The organism is Pseudomonas sp. R1-18, from assembly GCF_051132095.1.
Classification (GTDB): Bacteria; Pseudomonadota; Gammaproteobacteria; order Pseudomonadales; family Pseudomonadaceae; genus Aquipseudomonas.
This window is the reverse complement of the sequence record NZ_CP071658.1, coordinates 866858-891879: the sequence shown is the minus strand read 5'-3', so window position 1 is coordinate 891879 and position 25022 is coordinate 866858. Positions and strand designations below refer to the sequence as shown.

The window sequence follows — 25022 nt, the reverse complement described above, 5'->3', positions numbered from 1 at the left end:
GCATCCCGTTTATTAACTCGTTACCCGTCAGCAGGTGCTGTAATTCCGACGCAAAAAAATAGCCCTCGAAATGAGGGCTATTTTTCGGCTTCAGTACATCCAGAAGGACTGCAAAGAACTTCCGGACCGCCTTTTTACTTCACCACTTTCAGACTTGGCCGGCCGCTGGGGCGCGGCGGCTCGCTGTCTGGCGGAGGCGCGTCCTCGTCGAGCTCGATCTCCTCTTCCTCGCCCATGGGCGTTTCGAGGTCGAACACCATGCCTTGGCCATTCTCTCGGGCATAGATGCCCAGGATAGCGGCGACAGGCACGTACAACGTGTGAGGCACGCCGCCGAAGCGGCCTTCAAAACTGACCGCTTCGTTGTCCATGTGCAAATGACGCACGGCACTGGGCGAAACGTTCAGGACAATCTGGCCATCGCTGGCAAAGCCCTGAGGGACCTGCACGGATGGGTATTCCGCATTCACCAGCACATGCGGGGTGCAATCGTTATCGACGATCCACTCATAAAGAGCACGAACCAGATAAGGGCGACTGGAGTTCATCAACGGCTCCTTAAGCCTTAGCGCATCTCGCGTTCGGCGGCAGACAGACTCAACTGAAAGGCTTCACGCGTGAATTGACGCTCCATGTAATCGAGCAGCGGCTTGGCAGCCCGCGGCAGTTCAATACCCAGAACCGGCAAACGCCAGAGTATGGGCAGTAGACAGCAATCGACGAGGCTTTGCTCGTCACTCAGGAAAAAAGGTTTATCCGCGAACAGCGGCGAAACCCCGGTCAGGCTTTCACGCAGCTCCTTGCGGGCTTGTACGCGGGCAGCTTCTTTAGCTCGCGAATCCAGAATCAGATCCGCAAGACCACACCAGTCCCGCTGGATTCTGTGGATCAGCAACCGGCTATTGCCACGCGCAACCGGATAGACCGGCATGAGTGGCGGATGTGGGTAACGCTCATCCAGATATTCCATCACCACCGTGGACTCGTACAACGCCAGGTCACGGTCGACAAGCGTCGGCACGCTGCCATAGGGGTTCACTTCGATGAGTTGAGGCGGTTGCCGCCCCGCGACAACGTCGATGATCTCGGCGCTGACACCCTTCTCAGCGAGCACCAGGCGCACGCGGTGGGAATAGTGGTCGGCGGGGTCGGAGTAACAGGCCAACCGATTGGTCACGCCCATGGCGATCCTCCTCGCATGTTGAAATTTATTGAACAGACAGACAAAAGCGCCCCAGCGGCGCCTCCGATAACGAATGGACCCAGGCAGGTGTTCGTCGCGGGCGACAAGATAGCTCATTTACGCGATGTAAATTCTGCAATCTTGCGCTGCTACGCTACCCGCCCCGCGATCTTCAGCTTATCGAGGCGCTACTGGAGCGCTTTTGTCGAACGGCGACAGAGCGGCCGATCAGTGAACGTCCTTCCAGTATTCGCGCTTGAGCAGATAGGCGAACACAAACAGGAGCGCCAGATACAGCAGCACATAGGTACCGATTCGCTGGTGCTGGAGTTTAACCGGATTGGCCGAATAGGCGAGGAAGGTCACCAGATTCTTGATCTTCTCGTCGAACTGCTCTTCGGTCAGGCTGCCGCTTTTGGGCACGATGGTCAGCTGATCGCAAGCCTCGTGCGTCAACGGCGCGCCGGTCAGCGTGTCATATTGCTTCTTGCCGTCTTCGACCACCTGAACCTGTTTGCAGCCGATCACCTGCCGCCCTTGAAGGCCGACCAGCACGTTGGGCATGCCAACGTTGGGAAAGACCTTGTTGTTGACCCCCCACGGTCGCGCCGGGTCCTCGTAGAAGGAACGCAGATAACCGTAGAGCCAGTCGGTGCCGCGCACTCGGGCTACCAGAGTCAGGTCGGGTGGCGCAGAGCCGAACCAGGTCTTGGCGTCATTGGCCCGCATGCCGATGTTCATGTGATCGCCGATCTTGGCTCCCGTGAACACCAGTTTTTCCAGCATCAGCTCGTGTGGAATGCCAAGGTCATCCGCCACCCGCTCATAGCGCTGGTACTGGGCGCTGTGGCAGCCCATGCAGTAGTTGGCGAAGGTGCGCGCCCCGTCCTGCATCGCGGCCTTGTCCGAGACGTCGATATCCACATTCTCCAGCTCGGTCCCAGATTCGGCGGCGAAAGAGATAACAGGCAGCATCGCCAGAAGCCAAACAGCCAGTAACTTTTTCATCAGCCAGTCACCCTTTCTGGAACCGGTTTGGTCTTCTCTAGCCGGGTATAGAACGGCATCAGAATGAAGTAGGAAAAGTAGAGGAAGGTGCAGACCTGAGACAGCAGCGTGCGGCCAGGCGTAGGAGCAAGCACACCCAGTACGCCGAGAATCACGAACGACACGCAGAACAGCAGCAGCCAGATCTTGCTTAACCAGCCTTTGTAGCGCATCGACTTGACCGGGCTGCGATCCAGCCAGGGCAGCACGAACAGCACCGCGATGGCCGCGCCCATGGCCATGACGCCCATGAGTTTGTCCGGGATCGCCCGCAGAATCGCGTAGAACGGCGTGAAGTACCAGACCGGCGCGATGTGCTCAGGCGTCTTGAATGCGTTGGCCGCCTCGAAGTTGGGCTTTTCCAGGAAATAGCCACCCATTTCCGGGAAGAAGAAAACAATCGAGCAGAACACGAACAGGAAGACCACCACGCCGACGATATCTTTCACCGTGTAATACGGGTGGAAAGCAATGCAGTCCAGCGGCTTGCCATTTTCATCCTTGAGCTTTTTCACGTCGATGCCATCGGGGTTGTTGGAGCCAACCTCGTGCAGTGCCAGGAGATGCAGCACCACAAGCCCGAGGATAACGATAGGCAGCGCCACTACGTGGAGGGCAAAGAAGCGGTTCAGCGTGATCCCCGAAATCAGGTAGTCGCCGCGAATCCATTGCGTGAGGTCGTCACCTATGAGTGGAATCGCCCCGAACAACGAGATGATTACCTGCGCGCCCCAGTACGACATCTGCCCCCACGGCAGCAGATAACCCATGAACGCCTCGGCCATCAGCGTCAGGTAAATCAACATGCCGAACACCCACACCAGCTCACGCGGCTTCTGATACGAGCCGTAAAGCAAGCCGCGAAACATGTGCAGATACACGACGACGAAAAACGCCGACGCGCCCGTCGAGTGCAGCAGACGAAGAATCGCCCCGTACTCCACATCACGCATGATGTATTCGACGGAGGCAAAAGCGCCCTCGGCGGTAGGCGTGTAACTCATGGTGAGCCAGACACCGGTCAGGATCTGATTGACCAGAACCAGCAAGGCCAGCGAGCCAAAGTAATAAAGAAAATTGAAATTGCGTGGGGCGTAATACTTGCTGAGGTGGTCTTCCCACATTCTGGTCGCGGGAAAACGTGCATCTACCCAATCCATGAATTTGCTCATCACGCACCCTCCTTATCGACGCCAATGACAATGACACTGTCCGACTCATAGGAATGTGGCGGCACCGGCAGATTCAGAGGCGCTGGTTGCGCTTTGTAGACTCGACCGGCCAGATCGTAGTGAGAGCCATGACAGGGACAGAAATAGCCACCCACCCAATCCTTGCCGAGATCGGCCGGCGCAACTTCGGGACGGAAGGTTGGCGAACATCCCAGATGTGTACAGATGCCGACCAGAAGCACGATTTCCGGCTTGATCGAGCGCACGGCGGGGTCAACATAATCAGGCTGGACTGAAGCCTTGGACTCAGGATCGGACAGTTGACCCGTGAGCTTGCCCAGGTTGTCTAGAGTCTCTTGGGTGCGACGAACGATGAACACAGGCTGACCGCGCCACTCGGCGACCATTTGCTGGCCAGGCTCGATTTTGCTGATGTTCACTTTGACAGGCGCCCCTGCCGCCTTGGCTTTGGCACTGGGAACCCATGACCCCACGAACGGGACCGCCGCCCCCACCGCTCCCGCAGCACCCACCACAGATGTGGCTGCCACGAGGAAGCGACGCCGGCCTGCATTCACGCCGTCATTGCTCATTCCGTCCTCTCCCATCCGCTTTATGGCCTGTTCAATCAGGCGTCTACTTAATAACAATCTAGCTGTTAAAAATTTTGCCGGATGGTAAATGAAAAACCCTTCAAGCAACAAGGTCATTAAACCGTACAAAAAGTAGGAAACATTGTAAACCGGGCCTTCCAGACGTGTGTCACGTTGTCACACAGGATTAACAGGCATAAAAAAACGCCCAGCTCTGCGAAGAGCTGGGCGTTCTTTTTGAACGAAGTGCGAATTAACGCTTCGAGTACTGCGGACGCTTACGCGCTTTACGCAGACCGACTTTCTTACGTTCAACTTCACGAGCGTCACGAGTGACGTAGCCTGCTTTACGCAGTGCGCCACGCAGAGTCTCGTCGTATTGCATCAGAGCGCGAGTGATACCGTGGCGGATTGCGCCAGCCTGACCACTTACACCGCCACCGAGAACGGTGACGTAGATGTCGAACTTCTCAACGGTCTCGGTCAGTTCCAGCGGCTGACGAACTACCATGCGGGCAGTTTCGCGACCGAAGAACGAGTCCAGGGAGCGGTTGTTGATCGAGATGTTACCAGTGCCCGGACGCAGGAAAACGCGTGCGGTTGCGGTCTTGCGACGGCCAGTGCCGTAATTTTGAGTCGCCGACATAATGAACTATTCCGTTAAAACTTCAGTTCTTGGGGCTGCTGAGCAGTATGAGGGTGAACAGCGCCCGCATAGACTTTCAGCTTACGATACATGTCGCGACCCAGCGGGTTCTTAGGCAGCATGCCTTTGACCGCGGTCTCGATCACGCGCTCAGGAGCTTTGTCGATCAGCTTTTCGAAGTTGATCGATTTGATCCCGCCCGGAAAACCGGAGTGTGAGTAGTAAATCTTGTCGGAAGCTTTAGCACCGGTAACGCGGATCTGCTCAGCGTTGATAACGACGATGTAATCACCGGTATCGACGTGCGGAGTGTATTCCGGCTTGTGCTTGCCACGCAGACGGCTCGCGATTTCGGTGGCCAGACGACCCAGGGTCTGACCAGCAGCGTCGACGACGAACCAGTCGCGCTTAACTGTTTCCGGTTTAGCAGTAAAAGTTTTCATTCTTTATAGCCTCAGGGGCCGCCCTGAAAATGAGACGGCGGATCTTACTGAATAGTGCGTACTTTGACAAGTCAAAGGCAGCCGGAAACAGACGCTATCGGGGGCTCGGGTCAGCGCGTCCGTTATACGGCAAGATTCTTCGGCAGACGGCGCATCACTTCCACTGCAAAGAGCTGGCGGATTATACAGGCTGAGAAAATATCCTCAACCTGATTTTTGACCCATGGCTTTTTTTGCCACAGCACCACCGCCAGCGGAGCGCTGCGGAGGAAGGCTGGACAGCCCCGGCCAAAATATAAGACGATCCAGCCGTTGCCTGACCGATAAACCCTATAAGAATAAAAGAATATGTCGACTCCACAATCCGCGTATCTGCGGCGCGTAAATATCCTGGCCACTGACAAGGTGTTCGCCTCGACGCTGATGCAGGCCAAAGACTTTTTCCACCTGGCCAGCCTGCGCTACGGCAAGCAGCTCGGCCAGGGTCTGGTCCCCGCATTCGAGACCCGCCTCGTTAGCCCGGACGGCCTGCCAGTTGGCAGCTTCAGCGACGTCACCTTGCCGGTGGACGGAAAGCTGGGCCCATGCGACATCATTGTTATCCCGGCCTTCTGGGATGATTTCGAGTCCCTCTGCCAACGCTACCCGCAGGTCGTCCCCTGGCTGCGCGAGCAGCACGCGAACGGCGCGGTGCTATGCGCCGAGGCGACAGGCGTGTTCTGGCTGGCTGAGGCCGGTCTGCTGGACGGCAAGGAAGCAACCACCTACTGGCGCTTCTTCAACGCATTCGCTGAACGTTACCCCAAGGTGCTGCTCAATCACGAAAAGCATCTGACCGACGCGGATAACCTGTATTGCGCCGGTGGCACTACCTCGGCCTGCGACCTTTACGTCTACCTGATCGAACGCTTCTGCGGCGCGAATATCGCCCAGGCCGTAGCCCGCGACATTCTTTATGAAGTCAGGCGCAGCTATTCACCCGGCCGCATCGGCTTTGGCGGCCAGAAGCTGCATCAGGATGTGATCATCCTGCAAATCCAGCATTGGCTTGAGGAGCACTTCGCGGACAAGTTCCGCTTTGAAGACGTGGCCAGAGAGCACGGCATGAGCATCCGCAACTTCATGCGTCGCTTCCAGACCGCGACCGGCGACAAGCCGCTTCACTATCTGCAACGTCTGAGAATCGAAACGGCCAAGGGATTGCTATCGGGCACGCGCAAAAGCATCAAGACCATCAGCTACGAAGTGGGCTACGACGACGCCAGCTTCTTCGCCCGCCTGTTCCGCCAACATACAGAACTGTCGCCGAATCAGTATCGGCAACAGTTTCAGCAAGCGGCTTGAGGAGAACAGGTATGGCAGCCAACCCAGTAGGAGCGCGCTTGCCAAAGTGATCGTGAGAACGCTGCGGTCACTGTGGGAGCGAGCTTGCTCGCGAAGGGGCCAGCACAGTCGCCACATCAAAAAGGCCTGCAATGCAGGCCTTTTGTTTTTACCGGTTCGCCATCAAGGCTTATGCGCCCGTGACAGGAATTCGTGAGACTGCATTTCCAGCAGCCGGCTCAGGGTCCGCTGGAACTCGAACATCAGGCGTCCGCCGGTGTACAGGTCCTTGAGCTCCACTTCAGCTGAGATGATCAGCTTGACGTTGCGGTCGTAGAACTCGTCAACCATGTTGATGAAGCGTCGGGCGATGTCGTCGGTTGAAACGTTCATCTGTTCGACGCCACTGAGCAACACGGCGTGGAAGATCTTGCCCAGTTCGATGTAGTCGTTCTGGCTGCGAGGCCCGTCACAGAGTTCACGGAAGTCGAACCATGCCACGTCATCGCAGGTGCGCAGCGCACGGATCTCGCGGTTCTCGATGATCAGCACATCGTTTTCGATTGTCTTCGCGCACTCTGGCGTCAACGCCTTGAAGCTCTTGCGCATGCTTTCCTGCGCCGCTTCGTTGAGCGGGAAGTGAAACAGCTCGGCCTGCTCAAGGTGCCGCAGACGGTAATCGACGCCGCTGTCGACGTTGACGATATCCGTGTTTTCCTTGATCAGCGCGATGGCCGGCAGAAAGCGCGCACGTTGCAGGCCGTCTTTGTACAGACCGTCCGGCACGATGTTGGACGTGGCTACCAGCGTAACCCCGTTCTTGAACAGTTCTTCCATCAGGGTGCCAAGGATCATGGCATCGGTGATATCGGATACGAAGAACTCGTCGAAGCAGATCACCCGGGCCTCGTCGGAGAAGCGCCTGGCGATGATAGTCAGCGGGTTCTTTTCGCCCTTGAGCGTCTTCATCTCTTCATGCACGCGCTTCATGAAGCGGTGGAAGTGAGTGCGGACCTTCTGCTCGAACGGCAAGGCGTCGAAGAACGTATCGACCAGGTAGGTCTTGCCCCGGCCTACTCCGCCCCAGAAGTACAAGCCCTTGACCAGGGTCGGCTCTTTTTTGCCAAACAGCTTGCCGAAGATACCCGGCTTGCTGTCGCTGGCAGCCACCAGATCATCGTAAAGGCGCTGCAAATGACGCACAGCATTTTCCTGCGCGGCATCGTGGAAGAAGTCCGGGCGTTTCAGATCTGCTTGATATCGTTCTAGGGGCGTCATATTCGTTAGCAAGGCAACAAAAACGGGCCGTCACTGTAGCGACGGCCCCGGGGATTGGCAATCAGTCCTGCATGGATTTGAGTTCAGCCTCAAACCGGGCAATGCCTGCGCGAAGTGCTTCCTGGCTATCGAATTTGCCACTTTCGGCAACGCCATCGCCAAGGTTCACTGCAAAGCTGTCCTGATATTCGATGATTGCAGGCGCAGTGTTTTCCACCAGAGCCTTGCTGGCAGCGCCAGCCGCCTTGCCATCGTCGAATTTCTTCGACAACAGCAACTGGTCTCCATTGGCTGCCAGCATGCGGAAGCGGAAACTGCCATCTTCCTCGCGGAAGCTGACGAAGCGCGCACCTTTGGCAGCTTTTTTCTTGCCGGTTTCGGCGACCTGCACGACGTTGCGGAACGAGCGCAGGCCCACCGCCTCGCGCAGCTCTTCGAGGAACGGCGTTGCCGCACGACGGGCCTTCTGGGCACCGGCCAACAGAATGTCTTCCAGATCGGCAGGACGCTGAATCAATGTGTTGTATTTCTCGCGCGCTTCACCCAGTCCGCCGTCCAGCAGGTTGAACAGACGATTCTTGGCTTCGCCCCAACCCAGCCCCTGCAGCAGCTCGGAACGGAACTCGGCGCTCTGCTGCGGCGTGGAAAACGCGTGGAACAGCGTGAACAGGTGCGAGTTGTCCGGGTCCTTGGCCTCGCCGGGCGCGCGCGAGTCGGTGACGATGCGCGAGATCGCGTCCTTCATGTCCTTGGCGCCGCTGAACAACGGAATGGTGTTGTCGTAGCTCTTGGACATCTTGCGCCCGTCCAGCCCCGGCAGCGTCGCAACACTTTCTTCGATCAACGCTTCAGGCATGACGAAGAATTCCTTGCCATTGCCGAACAGGTGGTTGAAACGCTGACCGATATCGCGCGCCATTTCGACGTGCTGGATCTGGTCGCGCCCCACCGGCACCTTGTGGGCGTTGAACATCAGGATGTCCGCGGCCATCAGCACCGGATAGCTGTATAGCCCCATGGTGATGCCGGCATCCGGGTCTTCCCCGGTTTCAACGTTCTTGTCCACCGACGCCTTGTAGGCATGCGCACGGTTGAGCAGGCCTTTGGCCGCAACGCAGGTCAGCAACCAGGTCAGCTCGGGGATTTCAGGAATGTCGGACTGGCGGTAGAAAGTCACGCGTTCGGCATCCAGACCAGCGGCCAGCCAGGTCGCGGCGATTTCCAGACGCGAGCGCTGAATGCGCAGCGGGTCATCGCATTTGATCAGGGCATGGTAGTCGGCCAGGAAGTAGAACGAATCCACGTCCGGCTGACGGCTGGCAACGATGGCCGGGCGGATGGCGCCGGCATAGTTGCCCAGATGAGGGGTGCCGGTAGTCGTGATACCGGTCAGGATACGAGTGGTCATGGCGGGTCGCTTATCCAGATGCTGCAATCAATTCGAGAGGCGCGGCACGACCAGGTCTTTCAGGTCGGTGAGCTTGCCGTGAAAAAAGTGTCCGCATTCTGCCACTTTCAGCAGCTCATGGGGGCGTTGCAGCGCAGCGGACCAGGCGTACACCGATTCGGGGTCGATGACCTCATCGGTTTCCGGCTGGATGATGGTCAGCGGGCAATCTTGCGGCAGCACGCTCTGATCGGTCAGGCGCGATGCCGCCGCGGCTACCAGAAACAGGTGCTTGAGCTTTTCGCCCCGGCTTTCCAGGCGACCGCCCAGATTGGCGGCGACATAACCGCCGAAGGAAAACCCGAACAGCGTCAGCGGCAGCTCCGGCTGTTGTTCACGCAGCCATCTGGCCGCGGCTTCGGCGTCCTCGATCTCCCCAGGGCCGGCAACCGACGTACCGGCGCTGGCGCCCACGCCACGGTAGTTGAAACGCAAGGTGATCAAGCCCTGGTCGCGCGCGGTGCGCTGCAACGTCGAGACCACTTTATTGAGCATGGTTCCGCCCTGGATCGGGTTAGGATGGCAGATCAGCGCGATGCCTCGGGCCTCGGGCTGATCCTGGTAGAGCGCTTCAAGCTGGCCTTCGGGGCCATCGATAAAAACGGGGGTCTCACGCATGGGTAAAATAGAACTCCGTGACCTCGAAATGGGTCGACTCGTCTAGCTGATTGTCTGTGGCTGGCATATCAACGACGCGTCGCGGGTATACAGCGCAGGTTCGAGCCGTTAACGTAAAGCAAAGCCGTTTATAGAGGAAGGACTCGTGGAACACTCGCTCTTAGTTTGGTTGTTGCCGACTCTCGCCCTGGTTGCCGGTGTCGTCATTGGTTTCCTGGCCGCACGTCTGCTGCCCAACACCGTTCCGAACAGCACCCAGCGTCAGCTGGATGACATTCAGGAGCGTTTCGATGCCTATCAGAACGAGGTGGTCACTCACTTCAACAGCACGGCTAGCCTGGTGCAGAAACTGTCGCAAAGCTATCACGATGTACAGGAACACCTCGCCGAGGGCGCCAACCGTCTGGCTCTCGACGAAATTACCCGCCAGCGTCTGCTGGCCGCCCTGCACCCGGACGCGAACCCGGCTCCTCGCGACCGCCTGACGCCCCCGCGTGACACCGAAGCGCCCAAGGACTACGCGCCGAAGTCGCCCAACGCGCCGGGCATGCTCGACGAGCATTACGGCCTGAAGAAATAACGCCCGACCAGCCACACGAAAAGCCCGCCATTCGCAAGAGTGGCGGGCTTTTTTGCGCGTGCGCCAGGCGCGTGGATTCAGGAGAGAAACTTCCTACGGTTTTTCAGGACCGCTGCTGATATTCATTTTTTCTTTTGACGTCCATCCTTTTCAGAAAAACGGAGGACGCATGAAAACAATCATAGTTGCAGTGAGCCTGTTGCTGTCCGGGTGCGTATCAGGGGATTGCGCCAATAATTGCTATATCTGGGGCAAACAAAATCTTGAACTTCTGCACAAATGCAATATGGATCCAATGAGATCCGACTGCAGTGCAGCGTTGATGCAATTCAGAACTTGTGCACCCACACCGGATAAGGCCCCCATACCGGCGACCTCCTCCCTTCAAGTCCTACCATACAAGCCAGCTTGCTGGCGAGAGCGGATCTGATCGCGCCATCTTCGTCAGGCGTACTCACCCAGCAGGGCCAGTGTTTTCGCACCCCGCGGCTCACTACACCGGCCCTGAATCCTTGAAGCAGAAACGCCCTACACCCATTACGGACATCACAACCTGTTCACCCTCAAGAGGCGCCTCTACTCTTGCGCATCACAAAGGGAGAGCATCATGAAAACATTGGCTACGCTTGTGAGCTTCTTGGTAATCGCAGGCTGCGTTCCAGGCGATTGCGTTAAGGATTGTTATCTAGTCGAGTGGCGAAACCAGGACCGGGAACATAAATGCGATATGGATCCTTACCTGCATGACTGTCCCGTCAAACCCTAATGGCGAACTCAACCAAAGTGCCAGGTATAAATATCCTTAACATTGTGGGGGCCATTAACATAAATCTTCTTGACTGGTTTCGACCGACCTGGAGTGAAACCAAACCGTGCCCACCGAAGAGCGCCTGCCCGACTATCGTAAATGACCAGGTTCCCATCATCCTGTATGGACATATGGCTGTGGAGCCAATAGGACTTGTCTCGGGTGTGCGTGCTTTCGGCAATCCAGAGTCTCGACCTGGCGGGATCGTAGAGAAAACCACTGTTACTTACCACCAACCACGGAGCGCCTTTCTGCTTACGCGAGAGTGTACGGCTGTAAGGCTGATTCCCATCAGCCACCCAGATAATATTGCCGTTATCTTTGATCACCAGATTGCCATCGGAATGCAGATCAAGACGAAAACGCCCATTAGGCGACTGAAGGAATTGCCCCGGCGTCATCATTTGATTAGGTGGCAATACAGGTGAGCCACTGTTTTGAAAAGCCGAATATTTAATGCTCATGTTTCTGTACTCAGAGTGGAATGAGTACTTAAGCAATCACGGGGCGTCTGCCAACATGTGGTACATAGTTATTTTTAGAGGTCGAAAACATATAGCAAAAACCGATATTTCCGCACATCAATAGCATCGCCAGCAAGCTGGCTCCTACGAAGACCGCGCGGTGTTGTAGGAGCCAGCTTGCTGGCGATGGCTGATTTAGTCGCGGGCGCGCTCCTATGCAATAGAATTTTGCATATACCAAAAAGCCCCGCCCGAACTTTCGTCCGGACGGGGCTTTTTAGCAGCGGTCAAATCAGATCGCGCCGTGCTTGCGCAGCAACTCCAGCACTTGCTTGACGCTTTCTTCCACGCTCAGGCTCTGCGTGTCGATCACCAGATCGGCATTCAGCGGAACGTCATACGGGAAAGACTCGCCGGGGATGTTGTCGCCGTCGGCGGCGTAGAGGCCCTGTGGGTCGCGTTCGCGGCAGGCGGCTGGCGAGGCCTGGACGTAGACGGTCAGCATGCGCTCCGCGCCGATCAGCGCCTTGGCGCGTTCGCGGCCTTCGGCGTCCGGTGCGACGAATGCCGCCAGGGTCAGCAGGCCGGCTTCGTTGAACTGACGCGCAACGTGAGCGGCGCGGATCCAGTTTTCGGTACGACCGGCGCGGTCCTGCGGCAGGCCCTTGTTCAGGTCGTGGCGCAGGTTCTGCCCGTCCAGCACATAAACCGCACGGCCCATGTCGAACAGTTTGCGCTCTACCGCGTACGCCAAAGTGCTCTTGCCAGCGCCCGACAGGCCGCTGAACAGCACGGTCGCAGGTTGCTGACCGAAACGCTGAGCGCGCTCCTCGGTGGACACGTGGGCCTGCTCGCCATGGTGCGTGGAACCGCCAGCGCTGACCGGCTTGGCGATGATCATGCCCGCCGCAACGGTGCCATTGGTCAGGCGGTCGATGACGATGAATGCGCCGGTGGTGCGGTTACTGTCGTAGCCATCCAAGGCGATTGGCGCATCAAGGCTGATCTTGACCCGACCGATTTCGTTGAGTTGCAGCGCACTCGCCGGCCCTTCAACCAGGGTATTCACGTCAACACGATGGGTAATGCTGGCGATCGACCCCGGCACGTAGCTGGTCGCACGCTTGATGTCGTATTTCTTGCCCGGCAGCATCGGTTCTTCGGCCATCCACACCAGCATGGCGTCGAACGCATCGCTGACCTGCGGAACGTTGTCGGCATGCACCAACAGGTCACCACGGGAAATATCGATCTCGTCTTCCATGGTCAGCGTCACAGCCTGACCCGGCCCGGCGTGTTCCAGCTCGCCTTCGAAGGTGACGATGGACTTCACGCGGCTGCTCTTGCCAGAAGGCAGTACAACGATATCGTCGCCCTTGTGCACGATGCCGCTGGCCAGAGTGCCGGCGAAACCGCGGAAGTTCAGGTTCGGACGGTTGACGTACTGCACCGGGAAACGCAGATCCGCGTAGTTGCGGTCGTTGGCGATCTCCACAGTTTCCAGAATTTCCATCAGCGACTGGCCGGTGTACCACGGCGAACGCTCGCTCTTGTTCACCACATTGTCGCCCTTGAGGGCAGACATCGGTACGAACGCCATGGTGGTCGGCTTGAACGCCAGGCCTTCGGCGAACTTCAGGTAATCGGCCTTGATCGACTCGAATACGCTTTCATCGAAACCGTTGAGGTCCATCTTGTTGATGGCAACCACGATGTGCTTGATACCCAGCAGCGAGGCGATGTAGCTGTGACGGCGGGTCTGGGTCTGCACGCCATAACGGGCGTCCACCAGAATGATCGCCAGATCGCAGGTCGACGCGCCGGTCGCCATGTTGCGGGTGTACTGCTCGTGGCCCGGCGTGTCGGCGATGATGAACTTGCGCCTGGCGGTCGAAAAATACCGGTACGCAACGTCAATGGTGATGCCTTGCTCGCGCTCGGCCTGCAGGCCGTCCACCAGCAATGCCAGGTCGACGTCGTCGCCCGTGGTGCCGGACTTCTTCGAGTCGCGGGTAATGGCTTCCAGATGGTCTTCGTAGATCATCTTGGAGTCGTGCAGCAGGCGCCCGATCAGGGTGCTCTTGCCGTCATCGACATTGCCGCAGGTCAGAAAACGCAGCATTTCCTTGCGTTCGTGCTGGCCCAGGTAAGCGAGGATATCCTCGCTGATCAGATCGGATTGGTGACTCATCTATTGGAGCTCCAAGCTGGAAGCTTCAAGCGGCAAGCTTGTCGGCGTTCAGCTAGTCAGAAACCTGTTTATTCAAGTGTGCTTCAGGCCAAGGCCCGAAGCCGCTCACTTGCCGCTTAGAAATAGCCTTGGCGTTTTTTCTCTTCCATGGACCCGGCACCATCGTGGTCGATGACGCGGCCCTGGCGTTCCGAAGTGCGCGTAAGGAGCATTTCCTGAATGATGTCGGTCAAGGTCGTGGCCTCGGACTCGACGGCGCCGGTCAGCGGGTAGCAGCCAAGGGTACGGAAACGGACTTTCTTTTTGACGATGCGCGCTTTTTCTTCGTCGGTCAGGTGTTCGAGGATGCGGTCGTCGTCGATCATGATCAGCGTGCCGTTTTTCTCGATCACATCGCGCTCTGCGGCGAAGTACAACGGCACGATCGGGATGCCTTCCAGATAGATGTACTGCCAGATGTCCAGTTCGGTCCAGTTCGACAGCGGGAATACGCGGATCGACTCGCCCTTGTTGACGTTGCCGTTATAGACATTCCACAGCTCGGGACGCTGGTTCTTCGGGTCCCAGCGGTGTTTGCTGTCACGGAACGAGTAAACCCGCTCCTTGGCCCGCGACTTCTCTTCATCGCGCCGCGCGCCGCCGAAGGCCGCATCGAAACCGTGCTTGTCCAGCGCCTGCTTGAGACCTTCGGTCTTCATGATGTCGGTGTGCTTGGCACTGCCGTGGGTGAACGGGTTGATGCCCTGCGCCACGCCGTCCGGGTTCACATGAGTGATCAGGTCCAGCCCCATTTCCTCGACCATCTTGTCGCGGAAGCGATACATCTCCTGGAATTTCCAGCGGGTATCGACATGCATGACGGGGAACGGCAGCTTGCCCGGAAAGAAGGCCTTGCGCGCCAGATGCAGCATCACGGCCGAATCCTTGCCGATCGAGTACAGCATCACCGGGTTATCGAACTCGGCGGCGACCTCGCGGATGATATGGATGCTTTCCGCCTCCAGCTGTTTCAGATGCGTCAGTTTGTCGACCATGGGTACTCACGGATTGCAATTCGTTGTGGGCCGGGCGGTTGACCCGGGGCGGCCAGCGGGCCGTATTCGAGCCGCGCACTTTATCATGCCCTATACGGCCAGATCAGCGACGCGGCTATATCGAAACGATCTATCGATATGCCTGCCTGTTCGGATACTCAGATCGGATTCGGACAGTCGATGAACAGATGTTCGACCGCGAACCGACGCGCGAGATAGTCGCCAAACGCCTGCACGCCGTAGCGTTCGGTAGCGTGATGGCCGGCCGCGATGAAGCTGATGTCGTTTTCCCTGGCGCTGTGAAACGTCTGTTCCGACGCCTCGCCACTGAGGAACAGGTCGACCCCTTCCAGTACTGCCTGGTCGATGTAACCCTGACCGCCACCGGTACACCAGCCCACGCGGCGAATCATCTGGCTGCCTTCGATCAAAAGCGGCTCGCGCCCCAGCGCTTCCTGCACCCGTCGAGCGAAGTCGCGAGGCGACATGGGTTCGGCGAGCGATCCCACCAGGCCGACGACGCGCGGGTTCTCGGGGTCCAGCGGACCTTCGACGGTAATGTCGAGCTGGCGAGCCAGCTGCACGTTATTGCCGACGTCCGGATGCACGTCCAGCGGCAGGTGGTAGGCCAGCAGGCTGATGTCATGTTTGAGCAAGGTCTTGAGGCGGCGCTGTTTCATGCCGACCACGCAGGGGTTTTCACCCTTCCAGAAATAGCCGTGATGGACCAGGACCAGATCAGCCTGAGCATCCACGGCCGCATCCAGCAATGCCTGGCTGGCGGTCACGCCGCTGACGATGCGCATGACCTGCGGACGGCCCTCGACCTGCAAGCCGTTGGGGCAGTAATCCTGGATCCGGGCACTGTTGAGATAGCGGTCGGCTTCTTCGACCAGGGTGCTCAGGGCGACAGCCATAAAAGACTCCTAAATATGCAGTTCAGAGCTGCTTTGTGCTCGTATAATGCCCGCCATTCTGGCGCGCCTGTGACAAAAAATTTCGCGCCTGTCATTACCGGGACTTGCTCAATGTTCAAGGCACTGCGCTTTTTCGGCTGGCCGTTGCTGGTCGGCGTGCTTATCGCCCTACTGATTATCCAGCGTTTTCCAGAATGGGTCGGACTGCCCAGTCTGGACGTCAATCTGCAACAGGCCCCGCAGCCCACCAATATCCTGCAGGGTCCTTCGTCCTATGCCGATGCCGTAAGCGCTGCGGCACCGGCGGTGGTCAACCTGTATACGACTAAGATGGTCAACAAGAGCAGCAACCCACTGTTCGAAGATCCACAGTTCCGGCGCTTCTTCGGCGACAACGCCCCCAAGCAGAAACGCATGGAATCAAGTCTCGGCTCCGGTGTAATCATGAGCCCCGAAGGCTACCTGCTGACCAACAATCACGTGACCACCGGCGCCGACCAGATCGTCGTGGCCCTCAAGGATGGCCGCGAAACCATCGCCCGGGTGATCGGCAACGACCCGGAGACCGACCTCGCGGTTCTGAAGATCGATCTCAAGAACCTGCCGGCGATTACCATCGCTCGTTCGGACGCGATTCGTATCGGCGACGTGGCACTGGCCATCGGCAACCCCTTTGGCGTGGGCCAGACCGTGACCATGGGCATCATCAGCGCCACCGGCCGCAACCAGCTGGGGCTCAACACTTACGAAGACTTCATCCAGACCGACGCGGCCATCAACCCCGGTAACTCGGGCGGCGCGCTGGTCGATGCCAGCGGCAACCTGACAGGCATCAACACGGCCATCTTCTCCAAATCGGGCGGTTCTCAGGGCATCGGCTTCGCCATCCCGACCAAGCTGGCGATGGACGTCATGAAGTCCATCATCGAGCACGGTCAGGTCATTCGTGGCTGGTTGGGGATTGAAGTTCAACCGTTGACTCAGGAACTGGCTGAATCCTTCGGTTTGAAGGACCGGCCCGGGATTGTGGTTGCGGGTATCTTCCGTGATGGCCCGGCCCAGAAAGCCGGCCTGCAACTGGGCGACGTGATCCTGAGCATCAACGGCGAACCGGCAGGCGACGGACGCCGCTCGATGAATCAGGTGGCCCGCGCCCGGCCCAAGGACAAGATTGCGATCGACGTGATGCGTAATGGCAAGGAGCTGCGCCTTACCGCGGAAGTCGGCATGCGTCCGCCGCCCGCTCCCGCTGCCGCAGTGCCGGCACCGCAGAAGTAACGCCGTTGGGCCCGCGCAGCATCAAGTATGCTGCGCGAGCCTCGCACCTCAGAGCTCGCCCAAACCATCCAGCAGCGCCTGATGCTGCTCGGGCGTGCCAATACTGATACGCAGAAACTGCGCGATCCGCTCTTGTTTGAAGTGACGCACAATCACACCTTGTTCGCGCAGTCTGGCCGCCAGCGCTGCGGCATCATGTTGCGGATGACGAGCGAAAATGAAGTTGGCGGCCGATGGCAGCACTTCGAATCCCCGGTCTTTGAGCTGTTCGACCAAGGCCTCACGGCTCTCGATCACCACATTGCAGGTGGACTGGAAATACTCGCGATCTTCGAACGCTGCAGCTCCGCCCACATTCGCAAGGCGGTCCAGCGGATAGGAGTTGAAGCTGTTCTTGACTCGCTCCAGCGCCTCGATCAGATCCGGATGCCCCACCGCCAGGCCGACACGAAGCCCGGCCAGCGAGCGAGACTTGGACAGCGTCTGGGTGACCAGCAGGTTCGGATAACGGTCCACCAGCTTGATCGCGGTTTCGCCACCGAAATCGATATAGGCCTCATCCACCACGACCACCGAATCCGGGCTCGCTTGAACCATCTGTTCGACTGCTTCCAGAGGCAGCAGGCAGCCGGTCGGCGCATTCGGATTGGGGAAAATGATCCCGCCATTGGGCCGGGCGTAGTCTTGCACGCGGATCTGGAATTCATCGCTCAGCGGGACGGCTTCGTGCTCAATGCCATACAGACCGCAGTACACCGGGTAAAAGCTGTAGCTGATATCCGGAAACAGCAGCGGTTTGTCGTGCTGAAAGAGCGCGTGAAAGATATGCGCCAACACTTCGTCGGACCCGTTGCCGAGAAACACTTGCCCGGTCTGTACGCCGTAATAATCGGCAACGGCCTGCTTGAGCAGATCGCTGTTGGGATCGGGGTACAGACGCAGGTCGTCAGTCAGCGCTGCCTGCATCGCGGCAATGGCTCTGGGTGACGGGCCATAGGGGTTTTCGTTGGTGTTGAGCTTGACCAGTCTGGTCAGTTTCGGCTGCTCGCCCGGCACATAGGGCACCAGACTGCTGACAAAAGGGCTCCAGAATTTACTCATGTTATTGACCTTCCTCAGTGCTGCCAGCTTTCCAGTCGGGATCGGTGATGCGGTATTCGGCGCTGCGCGCATGGCCACTCAACGACTCGCCGCGTGCCAGCACCGACGCGGTCTTGCCCAGTTCGGACGCGCCCTGCGGTGAGCAGAAGATGATCGACGAGCGTTTCTGGAAGTCATAGACGCCCAGCGGCGACGAAAAACGCGCCGTGCCGGAAGTCGGCAGCACGTGATTGGGGCCGGCGCAGTAGTCTCCAAGCGCTTCGGAAGTGTGACGCCCCATGAAGATCGCGCCAGCGTGGCGAATCTGTGGAAGCCAGGCTTCAGGGTCTGCAACCGACAGCTCAAGGTGTTCCGGCGCGATGCGGTTGGCGACGTCTATGGCCTGCTGCATGTCGGCGACCTTGATCAGTGCGCCACGACCGTTGATGGACGTCTCGACGATGGCCGCGCGCTCCATGGTTGGCAGCAGCCTGGTGATACTTGCCGCCACCTTGTCCAGGAATTCGGCATCCGGGCTGACCAGAATCGCCTGCGCGTCTTCGTCGTGCTCTGCCTGGGAGAACAGGTCCATGGCGATCCAGTCGGGGTCAGTCTGGCCGTCGCACACCACCAGGATTTCCGAAGGCCCGGCGATCATGTCGATACCGACCTGGCCAAACACGTGGCGCTTGGCGGTCGCCACGTAGATATTGCCGGGGCCGACTACTTTGTCGACCTTCGGCACGCTTTCGGTGCCGTAAGCCAGCGCCGCGACAGCCTGAGCGCCGCCAATGGTGAACACCCGGTCCACGCCTGCGATGCAGGCAGCCGCCAGCACCAGTTCATTGATCTCACCGCGCGGCGTCGGCACAACCATGACCACTTCAGCTACCCCGGCGACTTTGGCCGGGATGGCGTTCATCAGCACCGACGACGGGTACGATGCCTTGCCGCCGGGCACGTACAGCCCCGCGCGATCCAGCGGCGTCACTTTCTGGCCCAGCACCGTGCCATCGGCCTCGGTGTAGCTCCAGGAGTCCTGCTTCTGTTTCTCGTGATAACTGCGCACGCGCTGTGCGGCTTTTTCAAGCGCCTCGCGTTGCGCCACCGTGATGCGGGTCAATGCCAGTTCCAGGCGCTCGCGAGGCAGGATCAGGTCGGCCATCGATTGGACCTGCAGCCCGTCGAAGCGCTGGGTGAACTCAACGAGCGCCGCGTCGCCGCGCTCGCGCACGGCCTTGATGATGTCCAGCACCCGCTCATTGACCGAGTCGTCAGACACACTTTCCCAGCTCAACAGATGATCCAGATGTCGGGCGAAATCCGGATCGGCAGCATCGAGTCGGCGTATTGCAGTGGAAGTGGTCATAGCGAGGGCCTCAATAATTGGCGGATGCTCAGGTGCCTAAAGCTACCAAGCTATCCGCGCAGGCACCTGAGAAAATTTGGCTATGACACGGATAGCTGGACGCGACTCAGCGTCGCGTGATCGGGTCAGCCGCGGTGTCGCGACTCCACTGCCTTGCGCAGGGTGTCGATGAGCGCCTGGATGCGCGCGTGCTGCATTTTCATGGAAGCCTTGTTCACCACCAGACGCGAACTGATGGTTGCAATCAGCTCCTGAGGTTCGAGGCCGTTGGCGCGCAGCGTGTTGCCGGTGTCCACAACGTCGATGATCTTGTCGGCCAGACCGATCAGAGGCGCCAGCTCCATCGAGCCGTACAGCTTGATGATGTCGACCTGACGACCCTGCTCGGCGTAATAACGCTTGGCAACATTGACGAATTTGGTTGCGACGCGCAGGCGTCCCTTGGGCTCTACGGCACCGACGGCACCCGCGGTCATCAGCTTGCACTTGGCAATCTGCAGGTCCAGAGGTTCGTAAAGGCCCTGGCCGCTGTACTCCATCAGCACGTCCTTGCCTGCTACGCCCAGATCGGCGGCGCCATGCTCGACATAAGTCGGCACATCGGTAGCGCGCACGATCAGCAGGCGAACGTCGGGCTGCGTCGTGGGGATGATGAGCTTGCGGCTCTTGTCCGGATTCTCGGTCGGCACGATGCCGGCTTCAGCGAGAAGCGGCAGCGTGTCGTCAAGGATGCGGCCCTTGGACAATGCGATGGTCAACATGGAAAACGTGATTCCTTATCAGGAAATACTTGTCGTGACGCATGCGGCCCCGACGCCGGCATGGCGCGGGGCCGACCGTTACTAGCCCGGAACGCGGCGGATCTTGGCGCCCAGCATCTGCAGCTTCTCTTCGATGCACTCGTAACCACGGTCGATGTGGTAGATGCGGTCGATCAGCGTGTCGCCTTCGGCCACCAGGGCAGAGATCACCAGACTGGCCGATGCGCGCAGGTCGGTCGCCATCACTGGCGCGCCCTTGAGGGTTTCGGTGCCGGTCACGATGGCGGTGTTGCCTTCGACCTGGATATGCGCGCCCATGCGGTGCATTTCGTACACGTGCATGAAGCGGTTCTCGAAGATCGTTTCGATCACAGCGCCGGTGCCTTCGGCAATGGCGTTGAGCGAGATGAACTGCGCCTGCATGTCGGTCGGGAACGCCGGGTACGGCGCGGTACGCACGTTGACGGCCTTGGGACGCTTGCCGTGCATGTTCAGCTCGATCCAGTCGTTGCCGGTGGTGATTTCAGCGCCGGCTTCCTGAAGCTTGAGCAGAACCGCTTCGAGGATCGTCGGATCGGTATCCTTGACCTTGACGCGACCGCCGGTAACCGCGGCGGCTACCAGATAGGTGCCGGTCTCGATACGGTCAGGCATCACCTTATAGGTGGCGGAGCCAAGGCGCTCGACGCCATCGATGGTGATGGTATCGGTGCCCGCGCCCTGGATTTTCGCACCCATGGCGATCAGGAAGTTGGCGAGGTCGACGACTTCAGGCTCGCGCGCGGCGTTCTGCAGCACGCTGCGACCCCGGGCCAGGCTGGCCGCCATCATGATGTTCTCGGTACCGGTCACGCTGACGGTATCGAAGAAGAAGTTGGCGCCGCGCAGGCCACCTTCAGGTGCCTTGGCCTTGATGTAGCCGCCTTCGACGTCGATGATCGCGCCCATGGCTTCGAGGCCGCGGATGTGCAGGTCGACCGGACGCGAACCAATGGCGCAACCGCCGGGCAATGCGACTTCAGCTTCACCGAAACGCGCAACCATCGGGCCCAGAACCAGGATCGACGCGCGCATGGTTTTCACCAGTTCGTACGGTGCAATCAGGGTCTTGATGGTCCGCGGGTCGATCTCGACGCTGAGCTTTTCGTCGATCACAGGCTCAATGCCCATGCGACCGAACAGCTCGATCATGGTGGTGATGTCGTGCAGGTGCGGCAGGTTCTGAACGGTTACCGGCCCATCGGCCAGCAAGGTTGCCGAGAGAATCGGCAAGGCAGAGTTCTTTGCACCGGAAATGCGGATTTCGCCATCAAGACGAACACCGCCGGTAATAATCAATTTATCCATTAGAATCTCGACACCAATTGGCTCAGGTGCGCTCGGCCCAGGCAGCGCGGCTGAAAAATTTCATAGTTACCGCGTGGATGCTGCCATCGGCAATCCAAGGGTTCAGATGGGCATAGATCTGTTGCTGACGCTTGACGGGGCTCAGGCTGGCCAGCTCGTCACTGATGATGTTCAGCTGGAAGTTGCAGCCTTCGCCTTCAACTTCCACCTTGATTTCGGGCAGCTTTCCTTCAAGGAAGCTTTTAACTTCTACGGCCTGCATGCTTAACCTCGATCGGCGCCGGACGCGCGCGGGTCGGCCATCATACAAAAAAGCCCATGTTATGCGAACCCCGCTCGGGGGATGCCAGACAAAGGGCTTTTCCGATACGACCTGTTAATGGATGTCCAACAACTCGCTCAAACCGGACACCTGAGCGATTTTACGCATGTCTTCGGGCAGCGATCGGACCTTGATCGACTTGCCGGCCTCGTCGGCGTCACGCATGAATGCCAGCACCAGTGCCAGACCCACGCTGCTGGACTTCTCCACGCCAGAACAATCGAGGACCAATTCACGCAGATCGCCTGACTTGATCAGTGCCGCGCCCTGCTTGCGCAGGTGCGGCCCGGTGCGGTAATCCAGTACACCGACCAGCTTCAGCTCACCCGGTCCGACAAGACGGACGGCGGACTCGCTCATTGCGCCGCCTTCTGGGTAGCTTCGTCGGTGGTCTGCTTGGCCTTGGCCACTTCGCCGGCCCAGCCGTCGATGGTCTTGTCCAGGTCGTTGCCGTTGCGCTGCATGGCGTCTGCGAACTGATCACGGAACAGCTTGCCGATGTTGATGCCATTGATGATCACGTTACGCACTTTCCACTCGCCGGAAATCTTTTCCAGCGTGTAGGAAACAGGGTAAGTCGCGCCGTTGTTGCCCTTGACCAGCATTTCCACGCTGGTGCGATCGGCGCCCTCTTCTTTCGCCGGCGATACGGTAATGCCCTGATTGTTGTATTCCAGCAAAGCGTTGCCGTAGAACTGCATCAGGCTGCGTTTGAAGTTTTCCTGAAAGCGTTGCATCTGCGCAGGCGTCGCCTTGCGCGAATATTTGACGGTCATGATGCTGCGCGAGATGCCATCGGCATCCACCACCGGGCCGACAATGCGATTCAAGGCATCGTAGAAGGCGCCGGGGTTGGATTTGTACTGTTCTCTGTTTTGTTCCAGGTCGCTCAGCAGTTCCCTGGTCGTACGGTCAACCAGATCATGAGCGGTCGGTGCGGCGGCCGCGTTGGCCATCAGAGGCATGGCAGCCAGCAATACCAGCAGGCCTCGGCGCAGAATAGAGATCATTTGAAGCTCCTCACTTGGCGTCTTTACTCACGGTATTGAGCAGGAATTTTCCGATCAGGTCTTCCAGCACGAGCGATGACTGGGTGTCATGGATGGTCGCGCCATCCTTGAGCAATGCATCGTCGCCGCCCACGCTGATACCGACATATTTTTCACCCAGCAGGCCGGCCGTCAGGATCGACGCGGTGGAGTCCGAAGGCAGGTTATCAACCTTTTTCTCGATCTCCAGCGTGACACGACCGGTGAAGGTGTCGCGATCCAGATCGATCGCGGTGACCTTGCCGATAGTCACGCCAGCCATGCTGACCTTGGCTCTGACAGTCAAACCCGCGATATTGTCGAAATATGCGTAAAGTTTGTAACTGTCATTGGTCGCTCCGGCGCTCAGACCGCTGACTCGCAGGGCCAGCAGGAGCAAAGCCAATATTCCGGCCAGCAGGAACAGGCCGACACCGGTTTCGATGGCGCGGTTTTGCATCAGAAATCTCCAAACATCAAGGCGGTCAAAATAAAGTCCAGGCCCAGCACGGCCAGCGATGCGTAAACGACCGTCCTGGTCGTGGCACGGCTGATCCCTTCGGAAGTGGGTTCGCAGTCATATCCCTGGAACACGGCAATCCAGGTCACGACGAAGGCAAATACGACGCTCTTGATGACCCCATTGAGCACATCGCCGGGAAAAGAAACGCTGTTCTGCATGTTCGACCAGAAGGAGCCTTCATAGACTCCCAGCCAGTCAATCGCCACCCATGACCCACCCCATATGCCGACCACACTGAAGATCATGGCCAGGATAGGTAGTGAGATGAACCCGGCCCACAGGCGAGGCGCGACGATGTACTTGAGCGGGTCGACGCCGATCATTTCCAGGCTCGACAGCTGCTCGGTGGACTTCATGTTGCCGATCTCGGCGGTCAGCGCGGACCCGGCGCGACCCGCGAACAGCAGCGCGGTCACCACCGGCCCGAGTTCGCGCAGCAAAGTCAGGGCGACCATCTGGCCTACCGCCTGCTCCGAACCGTATTTGGTCAGAATGCTGTAACCCTGCAGCGCCAGCACCATGCCGATGAACATGCCGGACACCACAATGATGACCAGCGACATCACCCCGACGGAATAGAGTTGCTTGACCAGCAGCTGAAAACTGCCGCCGAGCCCGCCCCGCCCGAGCAGCGCGTGGCTGAGGAACAGGCCGGAGCGACCCAGCACGGTAACGATATCCAGGGCCGAGCGTCCCAGCAGGCGAACGCGGTCCATCAGTGACTTCTTGCGCATCAGCGCTTCCCCAACAGGTCTTCGCGGAAATCCGGCGCCGGATAATGGAACGGCACGGGGCCGTCCGGCTCGCCGGTCATGAATTGACGGATGCGCGGGTTGTCCGAGGTCATCAGCTCTTGAGGCGTACCCTGCCCCAGCACCTGGCCGTCACCCACCACATACAGATAATCGGCGATGCTCGCCGTCTCGTTCAGATCATGGGAAACCACAATGCTGGTGATGCCCAGTGCGTCATTGAGCAGCCGGATCAGACGGACCAGAACGCCCATCGCAATCGGGTCCTGCCCGACGAAAGGCTCGTCATACATGAGAATCTGCGGGTCCAGAGCGATTGCACGCGCCAGCGCCACACGGCGCTTCATGCCGCCGGACAGTTCGTCCGGCATCAGCTCGACCGCCCCGCGCAGGCCGACGGCCTGCAACTTGAGCAGGACGATATCGCGGATCATCTCTTCGGGCAGCTGAGTGTGAACCCGCAGTGGAAACGCAACGTTCTCGAACACATCCAGGTCCGTGAACAGCGCGCCGCTCTGGAACAGCACGCCCATCTGCTTGCGCGCATCGAACAGATCGCTGCGCGACAGCTCCGGCAGGTTCTGGCCATTGACCAGCACCTGACCGGCGCTGGGCCGCAACTGGGCGCCCATCAGGCGCAACAGGGTCGTCTTGCCACTGCCCGACGGCCCCATGATCCCGGTGACCTTGCCACGCGGGATACGAATATCGACATTATTGAAAATGCTGCGCGTCCCTCGTTTGAAGGAAAGTCCTTTCAACTCGACCGCGTAGGCGTCATCGGCACTCATCTAAACTCCTTGCGATACGGCCCGGTC

Annotated in this window: 27 protein-coding genes; 3 read left to right on the top strand and 24 right to left on the bottom strand. The window is 58.9% G+C overall.

Annotated elements, in window-relative coordinates:
- Positions 1-134: 134 nt before the first annotated feature.
- The 7 genes from J3P77_RS04160 to rplM all read right to left on the bottom strand — a co-directional run bounded on the left by J3P77_RS04160 (position 135) and on the right by rplM (position 5084).
- On the bottom strand, positions 135-548 hold the full coding sequence (locus J3P77_RS04160; RefSeq protein ID WP_434679821.1) for a ClpXP protease specificity-enhancing factor: 414 nt from the start codon (positions 546-548) through the stop codon (positions 135-137).
- Between the two features lie 17 nt (positions 549-565).
- A complete protein-coding gene (locus J3P77_RS04155) occupies positions 566-1183 on the bottom strand; it encodes a glutathione S-transferase N-terminal domain-containing protein (protein ID WP_434679820.1) in 618 nt (205 codons plus the stop codon).
- Positions 1184-1411: 228 nt separating this feature from the next.
- Positions 1412-2191, bottom strand: a complete 780-nt coding sequence (locus J3P77_RS04150; protein WP_434679817.1) for a cytochrome c1 — start codon at positions 2189-2191, stop codon at positions 1412-1414.
- Entirely contained in the window at positions 2191-3402 is a 1212-nt protein-coding gene (locus J3P77_RS04145; protein WP_434679815.1) for a cytochrome b, read from the bottom strand. Before J3P77_RS04145 ends, J3P77_RS04150 begins: the two co-directional genes overlap by 1 nt.
- A complete protein-coding gene (petA, locus tag J3P77_RS04140) occupies positions 3402-3995 on the bottom strand; it encodes a ubiquinol-cytochrome c reductase iron-sulfur subunit (RefSeq protein ID WP_434681877.1) in 594 nt (197 codons plus the stop codon). Before petA ends, J3P77_RS04145 begins: the two co-directional genes overlap by 1 nt.
- A 253-nt stretch (positions 3996-4248) precedes the next feature.
- The gene (rpsI, locus tag J3P77_RS04135; protein WP_434679814.1) at positions 4249-4641 is read right to left on the bottom strand and encodes a 30S ribosomal protein S9; all 393 of its coding nucleotides are present in this window, start codon (positions 4639-4641) and stop codon (positions 4249-4251) included.
- A gap of 14 nt (positions 4642-4655) precedes the next feature.
- The gene (gene rplM, locus J3P77_RS04130) at positions 4656-5084 is read right to left on the bottom strand and encodes a 50S ribosomal protein L13 (RefSeq protein WP_025261754.1); all 429 of its coding nucleotides are present in this window, start codon (positions 5082-5084) and stop codon (positions 4656-4658) included.
- A gap of 447 nt (positions 5085-5531) precedes the next feature.
- On the opposite strand from rplM, the gene J3P77_RS04125 reads away from it, so the two are divergent.
- The gene (locus J3P77_RS04125) at positions 5532-6428 is read left to right on the top strand and encodes a GlxA family transcriptional regulator (RefSeq protein ID WP_434681875.1); all 897 of its coding nucleotides are present in this window, start codon (positions 5532-5534) and stop codon (positions 6426-6428) included.
- Positions 6429-6590: 162 nt separating this feature from the next.
- Here J3P77_RS04125 and zapE read toward each other — a convergent pair whose 3' ends face one another.
- The 3 genes from zapE to J3P77_RS04110 all read right to left on the bottom strand — a co-directional run bounded on the left by zapE (position 6591) and on the right by J3P77_RS04110 (position 9750).
- Positions 6591-7685, bottom strand: a complete 1095-nt coding sequence (gene zapE, locus J3P77_RS04120) for a cell division protein ZapE (protein WP_434679813.1) — start codon at positions 7683-7685, stop codon at positions 6591-6593.
- A 61-nt stretch (positions 7686-7746) separates the two neighbouring features.
- On the bottom strand, positions 7747-9093 hold the full coding sequence (locus tag J3P77_RS04115) for a tryptophan--tRNA ligase (protein ID WP_434679812.1): 1347 nt from the start codon (positions 9091-9093) through the stop codon (positions 7747-7749).
- Between the two features lie 27 nt (positions 9094-9120).
- Complete coding sequence (locus J3P77_RS04110) at positions 9121-9750, bottom strand: alpha/beta hydrolase (RefSeq protein WP_434679811.1); 630 nt, start codon at positions 9748-9750, stop codon at positions 9121-9123.
- 145 nt (positions 9751-9895) lie between these two features.
- Here J3P77_RS04110 and J3P77_RS04105 point away from each other — a divergent pair, with 145 nt between their 5' ends.
- Positions 9896-10330 (top strand): YhcB family protein, encoded by a 435-nt coding sequence (locus J3P77_RS04105; RefSeq protein WP_434679810.1) that lies wholly within the window; start codon positions 9896-9898, stop codon positions 10328-10330.
- 774 nt (positions 10331-11104) lie between these two features.
- On the opposite strand, the gene J3P77_RS04100 is transcribed toward J3P77_RS04105, so the two are convergent.
- The 4 genes from J3P77_RS04100 to J3P77_RS04085 all read right to left on the bottom strand — a co-directional run bounded on the left by J3P77_RS04100 (position 11105) and on the right by J3P77_RS04085 (position 15744).
- Positions 11105-11602, bottom strand: coding sequence for a hypothetical protein (locus J3P77_RS04100; protein ID WP_434679808.1), 498 nt, complete (start codon positions 11600-11602; stop codon positions 11105-11107).
- 292 nt (positions 11603-11894) lie between these two features.
- Positions 11895-13793: a sulfate adenylyltransferase subunit CysN gene (gene cysN, locus J3P77_RS04095; protein WP_434679806.1), complete on the bottom strand. Its 1899-nt coding sequence runs from the start codon at positions 13791-13793 to the stop codon at positions 11895-11897.
- Positions 13794-13909: 116 nt separating this feature from the next.
- Complete coding sequence (gene cysD, locus J3P77_RS04090) at positions 13910-14827, bottom strand: sulfate adenylyltransferase subunit CysD (RefSeq protein ID WP_434679804.1); 918 nt, start codon at positions 14825-14827, stop codon at positions 13910-13912.
- A gap of 158 nt (positions 14828-14985) precedes the next feature.
- Positions 14986-15744, bottom strand: a complete 759-nt coding sequence (locus J3P77_RS04085; RefSeq protein WP_434679802.1) for a Nif3-like dinuclear metal center hexameric protein — start codon at positions 15742-15744, stop codon at positions 14986-14988.
- Between the two features lie 111 nt (positions 15745-15855).
- Between J3P77_RS04085 and algW the strand changes: the two genes are divergently transcribed.
- On the top strand, positions 15856-17022 hold the full coding sequence (gene algW / locus J3P77_RS04080) for a Do family serine endopeptidase AlgW (RefSeq protein WP_434679798.1): 1167 nt from the start codon (positions 15856-15858) through the stop codon (positions 17020-17022).
- Positions 17023-17070: 48 nt separating this feature from the next.
- Here the strand turns inward: algW and hisC are convergent, their stop codons facing one another.
- The 10 genes from hisC to J3P77_RS04030 form a co-directional block, all read right to left on the bottom strand.
- Positions 17071-18123, bottom strand: coding sequence for a histidinol-phosphate transaminase (gene hisC, locus J3P77_RS04075; protein ID WP_434679796.1), 1053 nt, complete (start codon positions 18121-18123; stop codon positions 17071-17073).
- 1 nt (position 18124) lies between these two features.
- Positions 18125-19471 (bottom strand): histidinol dehydrogenase, encoded by a 1347-nt coding sequence (hisD, locus tag J3P77_RS04070; protein ID WP_434679794.1) that lies wholly within the window; start codon positions 19469-19471, stop codon positions 18125-18127.
- A 125-nt stretch (positions 19472-19596) separates the two neighbouring features.
- A complete protein-coding gene (gene hisG / locus J3P77_RS04065) occupies positions 19597-20232 on the bottom strand; it encodes an ATP phosphoribosyltransferase (RefSeq protein WP_333401486.1) in 636 nt (211 codons plus the stop codon).
- Positions 20233-20313: 81 nt separating this feature from the next.
- Entirely contained in the window at positions 20314-21579 is a 1266-nt protein-coding gene (gene murA, locus J3P77_RS04060) for a UDP-N-acetylglucosamine 1-carboxyvinyltransferase (RefSeq protein WP_434679792.1), read from the bottom strand.
- A 22-nt stretch (positions 21580-21601) separates the two neighbouring features.
- Positions 21602-21841 carry a BolA family protein gene (locus tag J3P77_RS04055; protein WP_125831612.1) on the bottom strand — a complete coding sequence of 80 codons (240 nt, stop codon included), beginning with the start codon at positions 21839-21841 and terminating at the stop codon, positions 21602-21604.
- Between the two features lie 114 nt (positions 21842-21955).
- Positions 21956-22261 (bottom strand): STAS domain-containing protein, encoded by a 306-nt coding sequence (locus J3P77_RS04050; RefSeq protein ID WP_434679789.1) that lies wholly within the window; start codon positions 22259-22261, stop codon positions 21956-21958.
- Complete coding sequence (locus tag J3P77_RS04045; RefSeq protein WP_434679786.1) at positions 22258-22911, bottom strand: MlaC/ttg2D family ABC transporter substrate-binding protein; 654 nt, start codon at positions 22909-22911, stop codon at positions 22258-22260. Before J3P77_RS04045 ends, J3P77_RS04050 begins: the two co-directional genes overlap by 4 nt.
- Positions 22912-22921: 10 nt before the next feature.
- The gene (mlaD, locus tag J3P77_RS04040; RefSeq protein ID WP_434679784.1) at positions 22922-23389 is read right to left on the bottom strand and encodes an outer membrane lipid asymmetry maintenance protein MlaD; all 468 of its coding nucleotides are present in this window, start codon (positions 23387-23389) and stop codon (positions 22922-22924) included.
- Positions 23389-24186 carry a lipid asymmetry maintenance ABC transporter permease subunit MlaE gene (mlaE, locus tag J3P77_RS04035; protein WP_434679781.1) on the bottom strand — a complete coding sequence of 266 codons (798 nt, stop codon included), beginning with the start codon at positions 24184-24186 and terminating at the stop codon, positions 23389-23391. The genes mlaD and mlaE overlap by 1 nt, the downstream gene beginning before the upstream one ends.
- The gene (locus tag J3P77_RS04030) at positions 24186-24995 is read right to left on the bottom strand and encodes an ATP-binding cassette domain-containing protein (protein WP_434679779.1); all 810 of its coding nucleotides are present in this window, start codon (positions 24993-24995) and stop codon (positions 24186-24188) included. Before J3P77_RS04030 ends, mlaE begins: the two co-directional genes overlap by 1 nt.
- Between the last annotated feature and the right edge of the window lie 27 nt (positions 24996-25022).